We start from the raw sequence: 15,827 nt of genomic DNA, 5'->3' as shown, positions 1-15,827 counted from the left end.
TGCAAAAACATTTCATCAGTACAGCCCATCTGTCATTTGTACCTGAGAGTTTCGACCTAAACACTACCTTTTAGCATTTCGATCTTCCCCTTCGGTGAGTTTATGACTTATAAGTTTTTATTCTTCATGCTTATAAATCTTAAGCTGCTCTCCAGATTTTTTAATTATTACAGTCCTTTTGCCTGAGAGTTTCCGGGCCTGTTGCTCCTTCGGCGGGTTCCTAAGAACCTCTCTCCCGCAATAATTTTGTATTTATATAAGCAATGTATCTGCCACTTTTAAAAAAACGCATTCTTTTCTTGTAAACTTTTGTACAACAATTTAATTAAATAAGAAAGTATTTGATTTAATTATAAAAAAAGGTGAATTATTGAAATTCACCTTTTGCTATTTATTAGAGCTTCCCTTCAAGTATTTGGTCAGAAACTAGACCTTTCCATTGCTCTCGCAAGGTGGGTAAATAAAACTTCTCACCAATTGTGACCAACTCAGCATCAATTAGTGCATGAATTTCGTGCATAAAAATATAATCCAGCGCAACTAAAGAAAGTTGATGATTTTTTTGTGCTACTTTTTTACGTTTAACTTGAGCTTGTTTAATGAGCTCATTTGCAAAATTTTTATCTTTATATGTTGTGATTGCATTTAAACGAAGCTCAATAACACCCCAACCTGCCAACAATTTTTTGAAGATTTCAAAGTCTTTTGTCGTTGATTCCCAAGTTACGTTTTCCAGATTATTATCTTCAGGTAAAACAGGTAAGAGTAAATCACCAGTACTTGGAAAAATCTTTTTAAGATTTAACAGAAATTTAACAGGCTGATCACTTGGGTAATCATTAAACTGCACATGTTGTTCGGTATCTGTTAAATAAATCGAGAGCATTCAAAAATCCTTAGCTAAGCAACTGTTTATTATGTGTTTAATTTCTATATCGCAAAATAAATGCAAATTAAAAACAATACAAAAACAGGATAAGGTGGGCATTTTAACAATTATGACAGCTTATTCAACTCTAAGTTAGTTTGATTAAGCTATATAAGAACAATTAAATTCAATTAACTTTGTAAAGAGCGCTGATATGAATTAATAGCTCAAAAAGTGAGTGCTCATTAAATATACTACAACTCAGCCTCTTATTAAGATTTAATGTTACAATACAGTGATTTACTCAATTTCATCTGGCTCCCAAAGAAATGAATAGATCACAGTTAATTTTATTATTTTTAAGTATTTGTACTTTTTCTTCTTCTGTATTTTCTGAAACGATTACCTTCCCAACTGAACAAGAGTTTTATGACCAAAAATCGAATCGCCATAGAAGTATGCTTGAGATAAACAATTCAAATCATAAGTTTAACGAATCAAAACACAATCCTTTTCGTTCCGATTCAAACAAGAAAGCAGTAGATTTTTTTGAAATTGCCAAACAATATCAAGATGAGAAACCACAAAATACATACTCTCACTCTCCAGATCCAACTGTGAATATGAGTGATCATGACCGAAGTCTCTACTACATTAGAAATCATGATGATATAGGTCTCAAAAGAGATATTCGCATTCAACAATATAGATCATTAAAACAGCAATACGATAAAGGAGTCATTTCCAATGACGAATACAAAGAGAAAGTTTACAAAATTTTAAAATAAGCTTTTATATATTCTGAAGCCTTCTTTTAATGGAAGGCTTCTATAAGAAATTTTGAGATAGAAGGTTAAAAATTATAAAAAACAAAGATTCATAGTAAATAAACAATAAAAATTAAACAGTTTTAATTGTTAAAAGACACCAAACTATTGAGGTCTTCCCTACAAATAAAGGAGAGATCAATGAAGATTCGAGCTTCACGTACCTATTCAACTTATTCAAATCACTATTTTATTTCAAAAGAATATGAATGCAGCGTTATTCCAGTAAAAGGAATGTGCTTTACCGATCTTGGTCTGACCGAAAATGGTGTGATTGAACCGATAGAAATTACAGAGGTCACTATAGATCCAACCTCTAATTCTTATCATGTTCTTTTAGCAAAAGATGCTTATGAATACACGAAAGAAGAACTAAAAAGAAAATTTGAAGAAATGAAAGTAAATGGTTGGGAATATATAGAAGATCTACTGATGTAGCTTTTATTCTCAACCTAATAAGTTAGAGCACATATCAAAAGCTATAGATTTAATGCGTACATATAATAGCCATCAGTAGTTTATCTGTACATTCAGTACAAAATGGCACTACTGATGGCTATATAGACTGCTTATTTACTATTTGGCGAAACCATTTTTTCAGGTTTAACGACCTCGTCAAACTGTTCTGCTGTTACTAAACCAAGCTCAACAGCCACTTGTTTTAAAGTCTTATTCTCTTTATACGCAGTTTTCGCTACTTTTGCAGAGTTTTCATAACCAATAACTGGATTTAATGCAGTAACTAACATGAGAGAGTTATGCAAGAAGTGGTCAATTTTATCGCGATTAGGTTCAATTCCAACCGCACAGTGATCATTAAAACTATTACATGCATCGCCAAGAAGCTGAATTGATTGCAATAAATTATAAGCAATTACTGGCATAAATACGTTTAGTTCGAAGTTACCCGAAGCACCTGCGACATTAATAGTGGTATCGTTGCCAAGCACTTGTGCAACCACCATGGTCATTGCTTCACTTTGTGTTGGGTTCACTTTACCCGGCATAATACTTGAGCCTGGTTCATTTTCAGGAATGCGAATTTCACCAAGACCACAGCGTGGCCCACTTGCTAACCAACGAATATCATTAGCAATCTTATTTAAGCTTACTGCTAAAGTTTTTAATGCGCCTGATGCAAAAACAGCGGCATCACGCCCTGCAAGTGCTTCAAATTTATTAGGAGCAGTAACAAATGGCAAACCCGTTAAAGCGGCAAGCTGAGTTGCTGCCTTAACAGCATAGTCAGGATGAGCATTTAACCCTGTTCCTACTGCTGTGCCGCCCAATGGCAACTCATATAAACCAGTTAAAGCTTGTTGTAGACGTACTAAACCGTGCTCAAGCTGAGAAACATAACCACTAAATTCTTGGCCTAAGGTTAATGGTGTAGCATCTTGCAAATGAGTACGGCCAATTTTAACAATATCGTGAAACTCATCGGACTTCTTCTGCAAAGTCGCTTTAAGCTGCTCTACAGCTGGAATCAGCAATTCATTAATTTGCACACTTGCTGCTACGTGAATAGCTGTTGGAAATGAGTCATTGGTAGATTGCGCACGATTGACATGATCATTTGGATGTACTGGTTTTTGTGCGCCCAGCACTTCACCTAATTTTTGGTTGGCAATATTGGCAATCACTTCATTACAGTTCATGTTGCTTTGTGTACCAGAACCTGTTTGCCAAACTACGAGTGGGAACTGTGAGTCCCATTTTCCTGCAATCACTTCTTCGGCAGCGCCCACAATATATTGACTTAAATCTTGTGGTAACTGTCCTAACTCTGCATTGGTTATTGCGGCTGCTTTTTTTACCAATCCCATCGCTCGAATCATGGCACGGGGTAAACGCTCCTGCCCGATTTTGAAGTTCTGTAAGCTACGTTGGGTTTGTGCTCCCCATAGCGCTTCATTTGGAACTTCAATCTCACCCATAGTGTCATGTTCAATTCGTGTTTGCATAGAAACCTCGGTTATCTGGTTAAAGAACTCACGGGCTGAAGCAATTTTTGCTTTGGCTAGTTAATTTTAGTATCGTACTCAAGCATTCCATTATTGTAAATAAGAATCATTATCTTATCTTCCATTTAATGTGTTTTGATAGAATCTCCATTCATCTTCAATCATTTGCTTTAAAGTTCGTTTCGGATTCCATTGTAATAAAGTTTTTGCTTTTCCTACATTTGCACCAAGTTGAGCCAATTCTTCATGCTTATAAATTGCCGATTGTGTCGGAATTTCAGCTTGGGTCACTTGTGAAATTTCATCTAATAACTGACGAATTGAATGTACTTGGTCATGTGCAATATTAAATGCTTCACAGCAATGGGTTTGATCACGTAGCCATAGTAGAGTTGCACTTACAGCTTCGCATACATCTAAGACATGTAGAAAACTACGCTCTACAGTATGGTCTTCGGTAGACACTTGGTCTTGTAATTCAATTAAATCACGCTGCATGGCTGCTACTTGCAATGCAAGCGGTACAATATTTTTAGGAAGCTGCGCAACATACTCACCTAATACACCATGCTCAAAAGCACCTACAATATTTGATAGGCGTAAGATCGCAATTTTCCATTCATGATCAATTTTATAGGTATCACGGATGATTTCTTCAATCATCTGTTGAGATTTGATATATGGATTTGGATAAGCGTAGTTGAAATCTTGTGTTTCACTCAGTTCTAAATCAGATTTTCCATAGACTGCCAAGCTAGATAAATGGATAAAATGACGAACTCCTGTACGTTGCATCGCACGTAATAGACTCATGATGCAACTGACATTATCGTTATAATATTCGAGCGGTTTTAAGTTAGATTCTTCAATGGATTTAAAACCAGCGGTGTGAATGACCGCATCAATGGAGTATTGTTCAAATACCTTATTCAATGCAGGTGTATTACGTACATCAAGTTTAACAAACGGAACGTACATACCAGAGATGTATTCTAACCGCTCAAGCGTTTGCAAGGTCGAGTTAGCCAAATTATCGACAATAACCACTTCTTGGCCTTGAGCCAACAGACTCAATGCAATGTGTGAACCGATAAAGCCTAAACCACCTGTCACTAAAATCATTGTATACTTACCTTTCTCTTAATGTATCTACGCCCATTTAGACGTATGACCATAGTGAATTCTCAATGAGTACATTACTACTAATAACCTCTGCTCCTACTTCAATCCATGCTTGGCATGCACTGGGCCTTGCTCAGGCACTCAAAAGTAAAAATGAAGACTTTCGTGTATTCTTTTACCAAGATGGCGTTCAGGTTGCGAATGATTTTCAGTGGGTTCCTGACGACCAGCGTAATTTAACGCATGAATGGCAAAAGCTCTCGATCCGACTTCCTGTCTGTGTCAGCGCCGCCCTTGCACGTGGTATTACCGATGCAGAAAATGCGAGTCGCCATCAACTTAGTCATCACAACCTAGCGGACAACTTTGAGTTAGTTGGACTAGGTGAACTTGCTGATGCAGTACAGTCAGCCTCTCGTTTTCTTCAATTCTAAGTTACTTTGTTAACTTAGATTGTTGCTTTTAAAAGGTATATTGTGTGAAAACTGTACTCGTTATTTTGACCCAAGCCAATCTAACCAGCCTACAAGTCAATGAAAGCCTCGCCGCTACTATGGTTTTAGCAACCTTTGGCTCACCAGTCAAAGTATTATTGAAAGATGCAGCTCTTAGCCTCTTACAAAATGAACATAACTTTGACCAGATGCAGCATGCTTTTAAAATTGCTTCAAACATGGTGGATAGCTTTGAGTTTTATGACTTGAGCCCCATTCTTATTGAGACCAAAAATAAACAGCATCCTTTTGTTCAAAACAGTGAGCAGGAGCTAGAGTTTGTTCAGTTAGATACTGAACTCATCCAATCCTTCGATCATGTCTTATATTGGTAGGTAAAGGTGTAAATTTAATGACGCAATCAACACTTTATCTGGTGCAAGCTTCTTATCACCATACTCCTCGCATTATTAAAGAACTTGAAAAACTTTTTCATAAAGACGATCAGATTATTTTTATGGGCGATTCAACCGCACATCTTTCAGTAAGCATTTGTCAGCAGTTTGGCTCAGTTTCTTGTTTGTCTCATGAAAAAGATTTAATTGATGCAGAAACCTTGGCTCACGTTAAGGTATTAAACTATGACCAGTTTGCAGATCTGGTTTTACAATTTAATCGGTGCATTTCTTTGAAGTAATATTGTTAGGCTTATTTTTATGAATTTAGAATTAGATCAAGATGGTCATTTAGTCGACTATACGATTTGGAATCCAGAAGTCGCACAGGAACTTGCCAAATCTCTCGATCTTGAATTAACAGATTGGCATTTTGAAGTTTTAGCTGCGGTTCGCCAATTTTATCAGCAATTTGGGCATTCTCCAGCGACTCGTCCCCTCATTAAATTCTTAATGAAAACTGTCAGTCCTGATATCAATAATGCTGTTTTACAGCAAAAATTTAATACTGGTTTAGTTGCGCGCCATCTCAGTCGTTTGGCAGGTATTCCTAAACCAGCAAATTGTTTATAAATTTTTATGCGAACTTTTTAGCGGCAGCGACACATAAAATTGTTACTGCCGTTACCATTAACATCGACCAACTTACATGTTCATGTAATAAAAGTGCGGCAATCGCGAGTCCCATTAAAGGTTGTAAAAGCTGTAGCTGGCTAATTGCAGCAATACCGCCTTGTGCAAGCCCTTTGTACCAGAAAAAGAACCCGATAAGCATACTAAATAACGATACATAAACCAGCCCTGCTATCGCCGATGTAGATACATCTTGGAAAGATACAGGCATGTAAAAAATAGTAGCAAATAACATAATCGGTAAAGCTAAAATAAGTGCCCAACAAATCACCTGCCATCCACCTATTTTTTTCGAAAGTACTCCGCCTTCTGCATAGCCAAATCCACATAGAATAATTGCAATAAGCATGTATAAATCGCCGATGCCAAAAGAAGCTTCACCCGACAAAAAAAACATGTAGGTAAAGACAACCAGGCTGCCTAAAATTGCAAATATCCAAAAAAATAAATTTGGTTTTTCTCCACCTCTCACTACTGCGAATATGGCAGTAGCGAGCGGTAGAAGACTCACAAAGACAATTGAATGTGCTGCATTCATATATTGCAAAGCAAGTGCCGTAAATAAGGGAAAACCCACCACAACACCTAAAGCAACTATAGCAAGTGGCCCCCAATATTGTTTAGCGGGTCTTTTTTCTTTAAGCAAAAAGATAAGAATTAAACCTAAAATACCCGCAATGGCTGCTCTTGCCGCCGTGAGAAAACCAGGATCAAAACTGGTAACCGCAACACGGGTGGCTGGTAATGAGCCTGCAAAAATCGCAACCCCAATAAAACCATTTACCCAACCATTCATAAACTTTTGCATATTATTCTCCGCAACTATACGAAGAATTTAAGCTGTGATATGGTGTCAAAACCAGATACAAAGCAGTACAATTTCAAAAAACTGTTATGTATAAATAAGCAGTACAGTTAGAGATGGTTAACGTGAATCAGTCAAAAACAAAAATCGAGCTTGTTATCTCACAGATTGAACAGCAAATTAAAAATCGTTCTTTAACACCAGGCTCCCGTTTACCTTCTGTACGTAAACTATCCAAAGATTTAGGTTTTTCTGTTTCTACTATTGTTGAAGCTTATGAGCGGTTAATTGCCGTAGGTAAAATTGAATCTCGTAGTGGCTCCGGTTTTTATGTCGTAGGACCGCTTGCCCCTTTGGCTTTAAGTGAATTAGGTCCTAAATTAGATCGTTCTATAGATCCGTTATGGATTTCGCGTCAGTCTTTGGAAGCAAAACCCGATGCATTTAAACCTGGTTGTGGTTGGTTACCAAATGACTGGATGCCACTTGAAAGTATTCGTAAAGCTTTAAGATCGGCTACACGTAACGAAGATGATAACTTAATGGGCTATTCGTCACCTTTAGGACTGCCCACATTAAGAGATCTGCTGGCTAGGCGAGCGCAAAGTAAAGGTATAGAAGCAAACTTGAACCAAGTTCTTTTAACTGATTCGGGTACCCAAGCAATTGATCTGGTTTGCCGTTTCTTACTTAAACCAGATGATGTTGTTTTGATTGATGACCCTTGCTACTTTAACTTCCATGCCCTACTTAAAGTTCATCAAGTTAAAGTTATTGGTATTCCTTACACACCAAATGGTCCAGATTTAGAAGCATTTAAAGAAGCGATTGGGACCCATAATCCACGGCTTTACATTACAAATTCTGGAATACACAACCCCACTGGTGCAACACTCTCACTTTCGATCGCTCATCAATTATTAAAACTGATTGAGCAGTCTAATTTGATTGTGATTGAAGACGATATATTTTCAGATTTTGAATATACTTCAGCGCCACGGCTTGCGGCCCTAGACAACCTTTCACGCGTGATTTTTATTGGAAGTTTCTCTAAAACACTCTCCGCCTCTATTCGCTGCGGGTATATTATTGCTAAACCAGAATGGATTGATCAAATTACCGATTTAAAAATTGCTACCAGCTTTTCTCACAATGGACTCTCAGCCAAAATATTACATACAGCATTAACCGATGGTTCATACCGTAAGCATCTAGATGTGTTAAAAGTTCGTTTAGCTCAAGCCATGCAGGAAACAATAGCGAAACTTAAATCGATTGGAATAGAACCATGGATTGAACCAAAGGCTGGAATTTTTGTGTGGTGTCGGTTACCAGAAGGAGTAGATGCAGCGAAGATTGCTCAGTTTTGTCTGAATCGAGAAGTAATTCTTGCTCCGGGTTATGCCTTTAGCCAAGCACAATCGGCAGGCCAATTTATTCGTTTTAATATTACCCAATCAAATCATGATTATATTTATAAGACTCTTACAGAGGCACTTCAGCAAGAGTCTTTAAAGAAAACGCTTTAAGCTTGTTTTTGCTTTTGTTCTATATAAGCAAAATAGCCCGGTCCAGCCGTAACTTGAACTTGTTTTGCATGCAAAGGTTCACGGCAGACCGAACATACCATGATTGGTTCAAATTTATGACCACAAGCTTTATGACGATATTCCAAAGGTTTACCTAAACCTTGATCCATCCATTTATCTGCCCAGTTCGCCATAGATAATATAATTGGATAAAGCTCAAATCCTTTATCGGTGAGACGATATTCAAAGCGTTCCTGACGATCAAAATAAGGAGCTTTGACTAAAATTTCGTATTCAACCAAACGCTTTAAACGATCCGATAGGACATGACGAGTGACACCTAGCGATTTTTGAAAATCATCAAAACGGCGAATTCCCATAAAAGCATTACGTAATATTAGCATCGTCCATCGATCACCAATTACTGATAGCATACGGGCAACAGAACAAGGTTGATCACCGATGTCATCCCATTTCATCTTTATGCTTACCTCAATATATAACTGGCCTACTTGCCTTATTATTTATACCCTAAACCACTTAATATGTTATATGCAATATTCAGCTTAAAAATAAGTTTTTAATGTACTTATGATGCTTATTTTTTAAATAACCATGAATAGAAATACTTATAAAATATGATTAACTTATAAGTATAAATTAATCATATTCAGCTTATTTATAGGCTAATTTGAAATAAAGATTCCTTTTAATAAAGTACCTGACTCTAGTTTTGTACTCGCAGGAATACGGACTAAACAATTGGCTTGCATAAGGTTACTCAGCATATGAGACTGCTGCTTAGCCAAACTTTTTACTCTAAGTTGTCCTGCATCAAAATAAGCATACATTCGTAAAAAACGCTCACGTGCATCTTCTTTTAAATCATGCTCTAAAGTTGCAGTAAACCATTCTGGTCCCTGTCTATTACCCTGCAATGCATCAAGCAAAGATTTGCCGTAAACTTGCATTGATACATAGACCGCAGCTGGATTGCCCGGTAAGCCTAACAAATAGCAAGAATGGCTAGCTTGTGAATTATGGTATTCGGCAAAGAATAAAGGTTTACCCGGTTTTTGTTTAACTTTCCAAAAGATTTGTTCAAACCCAACTTCGAAAGCGCATGGTCGAACAAAGTCGTAGTCTCCTACCGAAACTCCGCCTGTTGTTATGATGACATCATGACTATCTTTTAACTGGTTAAAGTAATGGGTGACCTGCTCTGCTTCATCTGCCACGTGAATGAGTTCAATATCTAAACCATAATCTACAAACCAAGCTTTTAGTAATGGACCATTTGCATCAAAGACTTTTCCATCAATTAAATCATCTACCGTTTGAGCAACTTCATCACCTGTGACTAGTACTGCAACTTTTGGTCTATGATAAACAGTAAGCTCTTGCACTCCCGCCATACTTAAAGCAGCCAAGCTTCCAATATTTAGAAACTGTCCTACTTGAGCAAGCAACTGCCCCTGCTGGATTTCTTCACCGGTAAAACGGATATCGGCTTGAGGGCGTATATGTTCCGTTAAACAAATTTCTTGAGCCGAAATAACCGATACAATTTCTTGCCGAGCTACATGCGTTGTCCCTTCAGGAATTTTACCGCCCGTAAATATACGAATTGCCTGACCTTCACCGAGTATGTCGTGACTCTCACTTCCGGCACGAATCTCGCCAGTAACCTGAAACTTTTGATTATTTAAGTCTTCTGCATGGCTACAAAGTGCATAACCGTCTACTGCACTTTGAGAAAAGCTAGGTAGATTAATTTCAGAGTAAATATCTTTAGCAAGATAGCTACTTAGGCTATTTGTTAGAGTCTTTTGAATAGAGTTTAAGTTTTTAGGCTTATTAATAACTAAATCTAGCGCTTCATCTATACTGATTAATCCACGCTCAGCACCACAACCTGACATTATTCATAGCCTCCCGGATGCGGTAAATCACGGCAAACATCAAAAATATGGACTAATGCTGGTAAAATAGCAGCCATTGATTCGCTTGCTCCACCACGGCTTCCCGGTAAAGTCACCACTAACGAACGGTCAATAAATCCTGCTACACCGCGTGACATAGCAGCGTATGGCGTGCGTTTTTGTCCAAATGAGCGAGCAGCTTCCATTAAGCCATCTAATTTACGTTCTAAAAGGGGCTCTAGCGTATCAACCGTAATATCACGCTTACCAATTCCTGTTCCACCCACGGTCATAATACAAGCATACGATTTGGTGAGTTCTAGAACCAATTCTTTGAGATCATCTGCTTCATCGGGTAAAATTTGGTAATGAATGGGGTCAAACCCTGCTTCAGTTAAAGTTTCAACCACAGATTTTCCGGCAGTATCCGGCTTTCTACCCGCTGCTACGGTATCTGACAATACAATAACCGCAGCCGAAACAGGCTGACGAAGAACTCGCTTGAAGTGTGATTTACCACCTTTTTTCTTAAGTAGTTTACATTGATCCATCCAGAGCTCTTCTGGTTCACAATGTGGCTTTAACATGTCATAGATAGTTAAGCCTGCAAGGCTTGCCGCCGTTAAAGCTTCCATTTCTACGCCAGTTGGTCCAATGGTCTCAACGACCGTAATAATTTTTACAAAGTCATGTTCTAATTCATATTCAACATCTGCACGGTAAATCGGTAGCGGATGACATAATGGAATCAGCTCATCAGTTCGTTTTGCTGCCAAAATTCCTGCAACACGTGCTGTTTTTAATGCATCACCTTTTTCCGTGTTTCCTTGTCTTAATAGTTCAATACAGTGTGGGGGTGCATATAAAATCGCTTGTGCTTCGGCAACACGATAACTTTCCGGCTTCATTCCAACGTTTTTCATTATTTATCCTAGTCTTGCTTATTTCAGTGTGAGTGTTCATGGCCGACATGATGGTGATGTTTGTGTTCGTGTGGTGCATCCTTACGAATACAACAGCCCTCTACATAATGACTTGTGCCATCTGTAAAAAACTCTTCTTTAAAGACAGGTACTTCATGCTTTACCCGTTCGACTGCTTCCTCACATGCCTGAAAAGCTTCACGGCGATGGGCTGCATAAGCAATTGCAATAATGGCTGTTTCACCGACATCCAGATATCCAATCCGATGAATCACTCGCACATAAGATACCTGATACTTTTTCTCAATTTCTAGTTCAATTTCACGTATCATTTTTTCTGCAAGCGGTTTATACGATGTATATTTCAGCGCCTTTACCGCCTTACCTTCGTGGTGATTACGAACCGTACCCATAAAAATATCAATACCACCACATTCAGGAAAAGATTGAATCGGATCAAAAGTATCAAGGCTTAAAGCTTGCTCTTGTATACGTGCAAAATCTCGCATGGTTTAACCTCCCGCAACTGGTGATAATAAAACCAAAGTACATGGCTCACTTAAGGTAGATTGTCTTGTGATGACATTCTCACCAATCGCGCATGCACATTTTTCCATAGCTTTTGTAGATTCTGGATGTAATGAAACAATTTCATCTAATACATCTTTAACCAAACTATGGTTAGGACAAACTAGCGAAAGATTTTGAGGTAGCAATTTTTCAATTGCACCAAATGCTTCGACTTTAATTTGGATAGATTGTTGCATTTATCCCCCAAGCATATGCATGCTGATTTTACGGGTTTGTTGATGTTGTAAGGCATGGAAACCTTTGGCTTTGTGCCAGATATAAGGATGAACCAAATGATTTAAATTTTGGACCGTCATATCATATTCTGGCGTATGTTGTTTACTTACCAATGCTTCAAGCTGAGGCTTAATATTTAAGCCTTGCGGTGCAAACAAACAGTTATATAGTTCGCCTTTTGCTGTAATTCGTATGCGGTCACACTGATGACAAAATGAATGCGTAATTGTGGAAATAATTCCTAAATGGTAGCTACCGTTAATTAGATATTGACGCGCTGGCTCATGTTGCTGCTCGATGACTTGTACCGAATAATGTGGTTGCAATATCTGTAAAATTTCAGCCTCGCTTACCACATCTTTATTTGACCAATGTCCCTCACCATCAAGCGGCATAAACTCGATAAAACGTAAAGGAATATGGTTGGAGATTGACCACTTCACCATGGATAAGATTTGATCATCATTTTTATCTTTCATTAATACGCAGTTAATTTTAAAAGGTAGTCCTGCATCTTTAGCAGCTTGAATACCCTCAAGAACTGGTTCTAACTTTTTCTTAGTGAGCTCTTTAAATTGAATTGAATCAAGACTATCTAAACTAATGTTTAAATCATCTAATCCAGCGTCTTTTAGTTGTTTAGCGTATTTAGCAAGGTAATGACCATTTGTAGTCATCGATATACGTTTTAAACCTAATGCTTTTAAGGCCTGCAAATCACGAACAAAATGAACAATGCCTTGACGCATTAATGGTTCACCACCCGTAATGCGAATACTCTCGATACCTTGCTGCACCATAAAATGACAAAATTGAAAGAGCGCTTCAAAACTAAGCAAGTCCTGTTTATTTAACCATTCTGGATGCTCAGGCATGCAATATACACACTTAAAATTACAGCGATCAGTTACAGAAATTCGCAACTTACGCTTGATACGCCCATATTGATCTTGCAAAAGCATTGGCGCAGTTTCAGAGTGATATTGTTTCATTATTTGCACTCATATCGAGAACAGTTCAAATATTGCAAGCACTCATTAAAAGCAATTAAACTTTTAAAATTGCGCCTTAGTAGTGCTTTAATCTTTATTGCAAAATTTGTTCCAATTCTATTTATCATCCATAACTTTTTGGGTTGTATTTGAAATTTCGGCCGTATCGTTTTAGTTTAAACTTTAAAGCTTTACAAAATCAGTGCGGCGTCAACCTTTTATATGCCCTACTTTATTTCTAGCACTTTTCTAAACGGATGGGTACATATTTATGGTACGGTGTTTTAGACAAAGGATCACAATGCTCACCAGAAATGAGCATGTTTAATTGTGGTCCAATTGGTTCCCCACCTTGAAAGCGCATGCCATAACCATGTGGAAGCGAAACAACTCCTTTTCGCATTCCCTCATCAAAATCTACAGTAACCTGAATTTCTCCATGTTGTGAGATACATTTGATTTGATCACCCATAGCTACATTTAAGGCCTCTGCATCTTCAGGATGAATTCGTAAAGCTCCTTCAGCATCTACTTTTCGCCATGCTGGGTCACGGTAAATTTGGTTGGCGTTATAACTACGACGCTCACCTGATAAAAGTATGAAGGGAAATTCTTCTACATTAACCTGATGATTTTTTAAATTTGCGAGCTCAGCTAACATCTCTGGAATAGCTAGACGTATTTTCTTATCTTTATAAGCCACTAGTTTCCAGACTTCGTCATATTCATGTTGTGACAGCACAACACCGGAACGTTGCTTTAATATCTGCTCAAATAATTTGACACCTTGTGTTAACGGATTACCTTTATAACCTGCACGGCGTACCGCTTTGCTGTGTAACACAGCATATTGAATAGAGAGCGGCAATAAAAAAGCAACTGAACCAGCTGAGTTTTCTAACTGCTTACCTAAAGTACGATAGATAATTGAAGCTGCAAAAGGAATGTATTTTTTATTTCGTGTAAAAGTAAGTCCTAATGCAGACAAATACGGTAAATAAGCTATTTTTTTAGAGTCGACTGAAGCTATTTTTTCTAAAATTGGAAAGCGTTTTGGAATCACCTGCATGGCTTCAAGTAATCGAGTATAAATTTCTGCTTCTGGCAAAGTATTCGTTTGAGCGGTCAATACAGGATGTCTGAGATGAAAGCCATTCTTAGGGAACTCAAGATTAAAGCCCGTAAATTCCCATTTTTCAAACTGAGTGTGAGCCGGCAAAATGTAGTCCGCAAGCCTAGCGGTTTCCGTCATGGCAACATCGACCACAACCAACAAATCTAATGCTTTAAATGCTTCCTCATAAGCTGGTGTATCAGGATACGTTAATAGTGGATTACAGCTATCTACAAACACAGCACGAATTCGCTTTTCCCCTGCTTTTAAGATTTCATCGGGTAAAATATTAGGCGGGAAAAACCCGGAAATTGGGAACATTTTATGGTAAACACTACGTCGATATTTAGGCTTTCTTTCATCTGTATCGCTTAAGATTGGAATAAACATGGTATGCAAATTATTGGTACCTTGTTTTCCAAAGTTTCCACTCAGTAAGTACAGTAGTTTTTCTAAATATCCGTTTAATGTCGTATTTAAAGTATGTTGAATACCTAAATCAATCCGCACACAGCCTCTTTTAGCTTTAGCAAAATCTCGAACAACCTGATAAATCAAATCAATAGGTACATCAGCTTTGGCAATATAGTCTTCAATCGGCACACGACTAAATGCTGTTTTTACGTCTTCAAAACCTTGTGTGTACTGCTCAATGAATGCTGCATCATAAAGTTTTTCTTTAATAATGATCGCAATCATGGCTGACATTAAAAAAGCATCTGTTCCTGGTTTTAATTGCACATGAATATCTGCTTGTTTTGCCGTTTCGGTAACACGCGGGTCGAACACCACCATGGTTCGGTTCGGATCTTTCTTAATATGTTTTAGCGTGTCTCGTGCGTTAGGAATACCGTGTGCTTGAAATGGATTTGTTCCAATAAAAAGTACGTAATCTGCATGTTCAACATCTTCTGTGGTATGGCATGCCTGACTACCGAATAGGCGGCCATTGAGCCAAAAGTCACCTGTTTTTTCTTGGGCAAGTGAGTTATATGCATAATAACTTTTCATAGCCAATAAAAGTTGTCGACCATAAGCTGCACCGAGGTGGTTACCCTGTCCACCGCCCCCAACCGTAGCAAAAGCAGTACCGCCAAATTTATCTCTAATCTGCACTAATCGATCAGCAATTTCTTGTATCGCCACATCCCAACTAATTTCTTGAAATAAACCATCTGGCTGGCGTTTTAAAGGTGCGGTTAAACGGTCTGCATGTTTCTGGTAATGCTGTAATCTTGCGGCTTTTTGGCAAATGTAACCTTGAGAAAATGGATGCTCAGGATTACCTTTAATTTTGACAAATTGGTTATCTTGAATTTCTACGCTCAAACCGCAGTTTCTTGAACATAAAATACATGCGGTCACATCTGTTTTACTTTGCTGAGCTGCGTCCATCATTTTTCTGGCTCCGTTTATTTTTATACATCTGGCT

The 15,827-nt window shown here is 37.9% G+C and carries 18 protein-coding genes and 1 riboswitch; of the genes, 7 read left to right on the top strand and 11 right to left on the bottom strand.

Annotated features, from left to right (window positions below):
* Nucleotides 1–160: 160 nt before the first annotated feature.
* A riboswitch (glycine riboswitch) is annotated at nucleotides 161–248 on the bottom strand.
* A 146-nt stretch (nucleotides 249–394) separates the two neighbouring features.
* A complete protein-coding gene (locus B554_RS0115205; RefSeq protein ID WP_019458730.1) occupies nucleotides 395–886 on the bottom strand; it encodes a hypothetical protein in 492 nt (163 codons plus the stop codon).
* A gap of 311 nt (nucleotides 887–1,197) precedes the next feature.
* On the opposite strand from B554_RS0115205, the gene B554_RS0115200 reads away from it, so the two are divergent.
* Nucleotides 1,198–1,656 carry a hypothetical protein gene (locus B554_RS0115200; RefSeq protein ID WP_025465242.1) on the top strand — a complete coding sequence of 153 codons (459 nt, stop codon included), beginning with the start codon at nucleotides 1,198–1,200 and terminating at the stop codon, nucleotides 1,654–1,656.
* A gap of 180 nt (nucleotides 1,657–1,836) precedes the next feature.
* On the top strand, nucleotides 1,837–2,133 hold the full coding sequence (locus B554_RS0115195) for a hypothetical protein (protein ID WP_019458728.1): 297 nt from the start codon (nucleotides 1,837–1,839) through the stop codon (nucleotides 2,131–2,133).
* 131 nt (nucleotides 2,134–2,264) lie between these two features.
* Here B554_RS0115195 and fumC read toward each other — a convergent pair whose 3' ends face one another.
* The gene (gene fumC / locus B554_RS0115190) at nucleotides 2,265–3,659 is read right to left on the bottom strand and encodes a class II fumarate hydratase (protein WP_019458727.1); all 1,395 of its coding nucleotides are present in this window, start codon (nucleotides 3,657–3,659) and stop codon (nucleotides 2,265–2,267) included.
* Nucleotides 3,660–3,773: 114 nt separating this feature from the next.
* Entirely contained in the window at nucleotides 3,774–4,781 is a 1,008-nt protein-coding gene (gene galE, locus B554_RS0115185; RefSeq protein WP_019458726.1) for a UDP-glucose 4-epimerase GalE, read from the bottom strand.
* A gap of 65 nt (nucleotides 4,782–4,846) precedes the next feature.
* Between galE and tusD the strand changes: the two genes are divergently transcribed.
* From tusD to B554_RS0115165, 4 genes are read left to right on the top strand one after another with little or no spacing between them, the layout of a single operon-like run.
* Entirely contained in the window at nucleotides 4,847–5,215 is a 369-nt protein-coding gene (gene tusD, locus B554_RS0115180) for a sulfurtransferase complex subunit TusD (RefSeq protein ID WP_019458725.1), read from the top strand.
* Between the two features lie 44 nt (nucleotides 5,216–5,259).
* A complete protein-coding gene (locus tag B554_RS0115175) occupies nucleotides 5,260–5,610 on the top strand; it encodes a hypothetical protein (RefSeq protein ID WP_019458724.1) in 351 nt (116 codons plus the stop codon).
* 17 nt (nucleotides 5,611–5,627) lie between these two features.
* On the top strand, nucleotides 5,628–5,912 hold the full coding sequence (locus B554_RS0115170; protein ID WP_019458723.1) for a hypothetical protein: 285 nt from the start codon (nucleotides 5,628–5,630) through the stop codon (nucleotides 5,910–5,912).
* Nucleotides 5,913–5,931: 19 nt separating this feature from the next.
* Nucleotides 5,932–6,243, top strand: a complete 312-nt coding sequence (locus B554_RS0115165; RefSeq protein WP_001047539.1) for a TusE/DsrC/DsvC family sulfur relay protein — start codon at nucleotides 5,932–5,934, stop codon at nucleotides 6,241–6,243.
* Nucleotides 6,244–6,247: 4 nt separating this feature from the next.
* On the opposite strand, the gene B554_RS0115160 is transcribed toward B554_RS0115165, so the two are convergent.
* Nucleotides 6,248–7,111 (bottom strand): DMT family transporter, encoded by an 864-nt coding sequence (locus B554_RS0115160; RefSeq protein ID WP_019458722.1) that lies wholly within the window; start codon nucleotides 7,109–7,111, stop codon nucleotides 6,248–6,250.
* A 122-nt stretch (nucleotides 7,112–7,233) separates the two neighbouring features.
* Here B554_RS0115160 and B554_RS0115155 point away from each other — a divergent pair, with 122 nt between their 5' ends.
* Nucleotides 7,234–8,637 (top strand): PLP-dependent aminotransferase family protein, encoded by a 1,404-nt coding sequence (locus B554_RS0115155; protein ID WP_025465241.1) that lies wholly within the window; start codon nucleotides 7,234–7,236, stop codon nucleotides 8,635–8,637.
* Here the strand turns inward: B554_RS0115155 and B554_RS0115150 are convergent.
* The 7 genes from B554_RS0115150 to B554_RS0115120 all read right to left on the bottom strand — a co-directional run bounded on the left by B554_RS0115150 (nucleotide 8,634) and on the right by B554_RS0115120 (nucleotide 15,793).
* Nucleotides 8,634–9,116 (bottom strand): winged helix-turn-helix transcriptional regulator, encoded by a 483-nt coding sequence (locus tag B554_RS0115150; RefSeq protein ID WP_019458721.1) that lies wholly within the window; start codon nucleotides 9,114–9,116, stop codon nucleotides 8,634–8,636. The two genes, B554_RS0115155 and B554_RS0115150, sit on opposite strands and share 4 nt — an antisense overlap.
* A 207-nt stretch (nucleotides 9,117–9,323) precedes the next feature.
* On the bottom strand, nucleotides 9,324–10,559 hold the full coding sequence (locus B554_RS0115145; RefSeq protein WP_019458720.1) for a molybdopterin molybdotransferase MoeA: 1,236 nt from the start codon (nucleotides 10,557–10,559) through the stop codon (nucleotides 9,324–9,326).
* Nucleotides 10,559–11,482 carry a bifunctional molybdenum cofactor biosynthesis protein MoaC/MoaB gene (gene moaCB / locus B554_RS0115140; protein WP_019458719.1) on the bottom strand — a complete coding sequence of 308 codons (924 nt, stop codon included), beginning with the start codon at nucleotides 11,480–11,482 and terminating at the stop codon, nucleotides 10,559–10,561. The genes B554_RS0115145 and moaCB overlap by 1 nt, the downstream gene beginning before the upstream one ends.
* Nucleotides 11,483–11,505: 23 nt before the next feature.
* On the bottom strand, nucleotides 11,506–11,991 hold the full coding sequence (locus B554_RS0115135) for a molybdenum cofactor biosynthesis protein MoaE (RefSeq protein WP_019458718.1): 486 nt from the start codon (nucleotides 11,989–11,991) through the stop codon (nucleotides 11,506–11,508).
* A gap of 3 nt (nucleotides 11,992–11,994) precedes the next feature.
* Complete coding sequence (locus tag B554_RS0115130; RefSeq protein WP_019458717.1) at nucleotides 11,995–12,249, bottom strand: MoaD/ThiS family protein; 255 nt, start codon at nucleotides 12,247–12,249, stop codon at nucleotides 11,995–11,997.
* Nucleotides 12,250–13,290 (bottom strand): GTP 3',8-cyclase MoaA, encoded by a 1,041-nt coding sequence (gene moaA / locus B554_RS0115125; protein ID WP_081400413.1) that lies wholly within the window; start codon nucleotides 13,288–13,290, stop codon nucleotides 12,250–12,252.
* Between the two features lie 229 nt (nucleotides 13,291–13,519).
* Nucleotides 13,520–15,793 (bottom strand): molybdopterin-dependent oxidoreductase, encoded by a 2,274-nt coding sequence (locus B554_RS0115120; protein WP_019458715.1) that lies wholly within the window; start codon nucleotides 15,791–15,793, stop codon nucleotides 13,520–13,522.
* Nucleotides 15,794–15,827: the final 34 nt, after the last annotated feature.

Source organism: Acinetobacter sp. GG2, from assembly GCF_000292385.1.
In the GTDB taxonomy this organism is placed as follows: Bacteria; Pseudomonadota; Gammaproteobacteria; order Pseudomonadales; family Moraxellaceae; genus Acinetobacter; species Acinetobacter seifertii.
The sequence above is the reverse complement of the archived record's forward strand: the minus strand, read 5'-3'. Positions and strand labels throughout refer to the sequence as shown.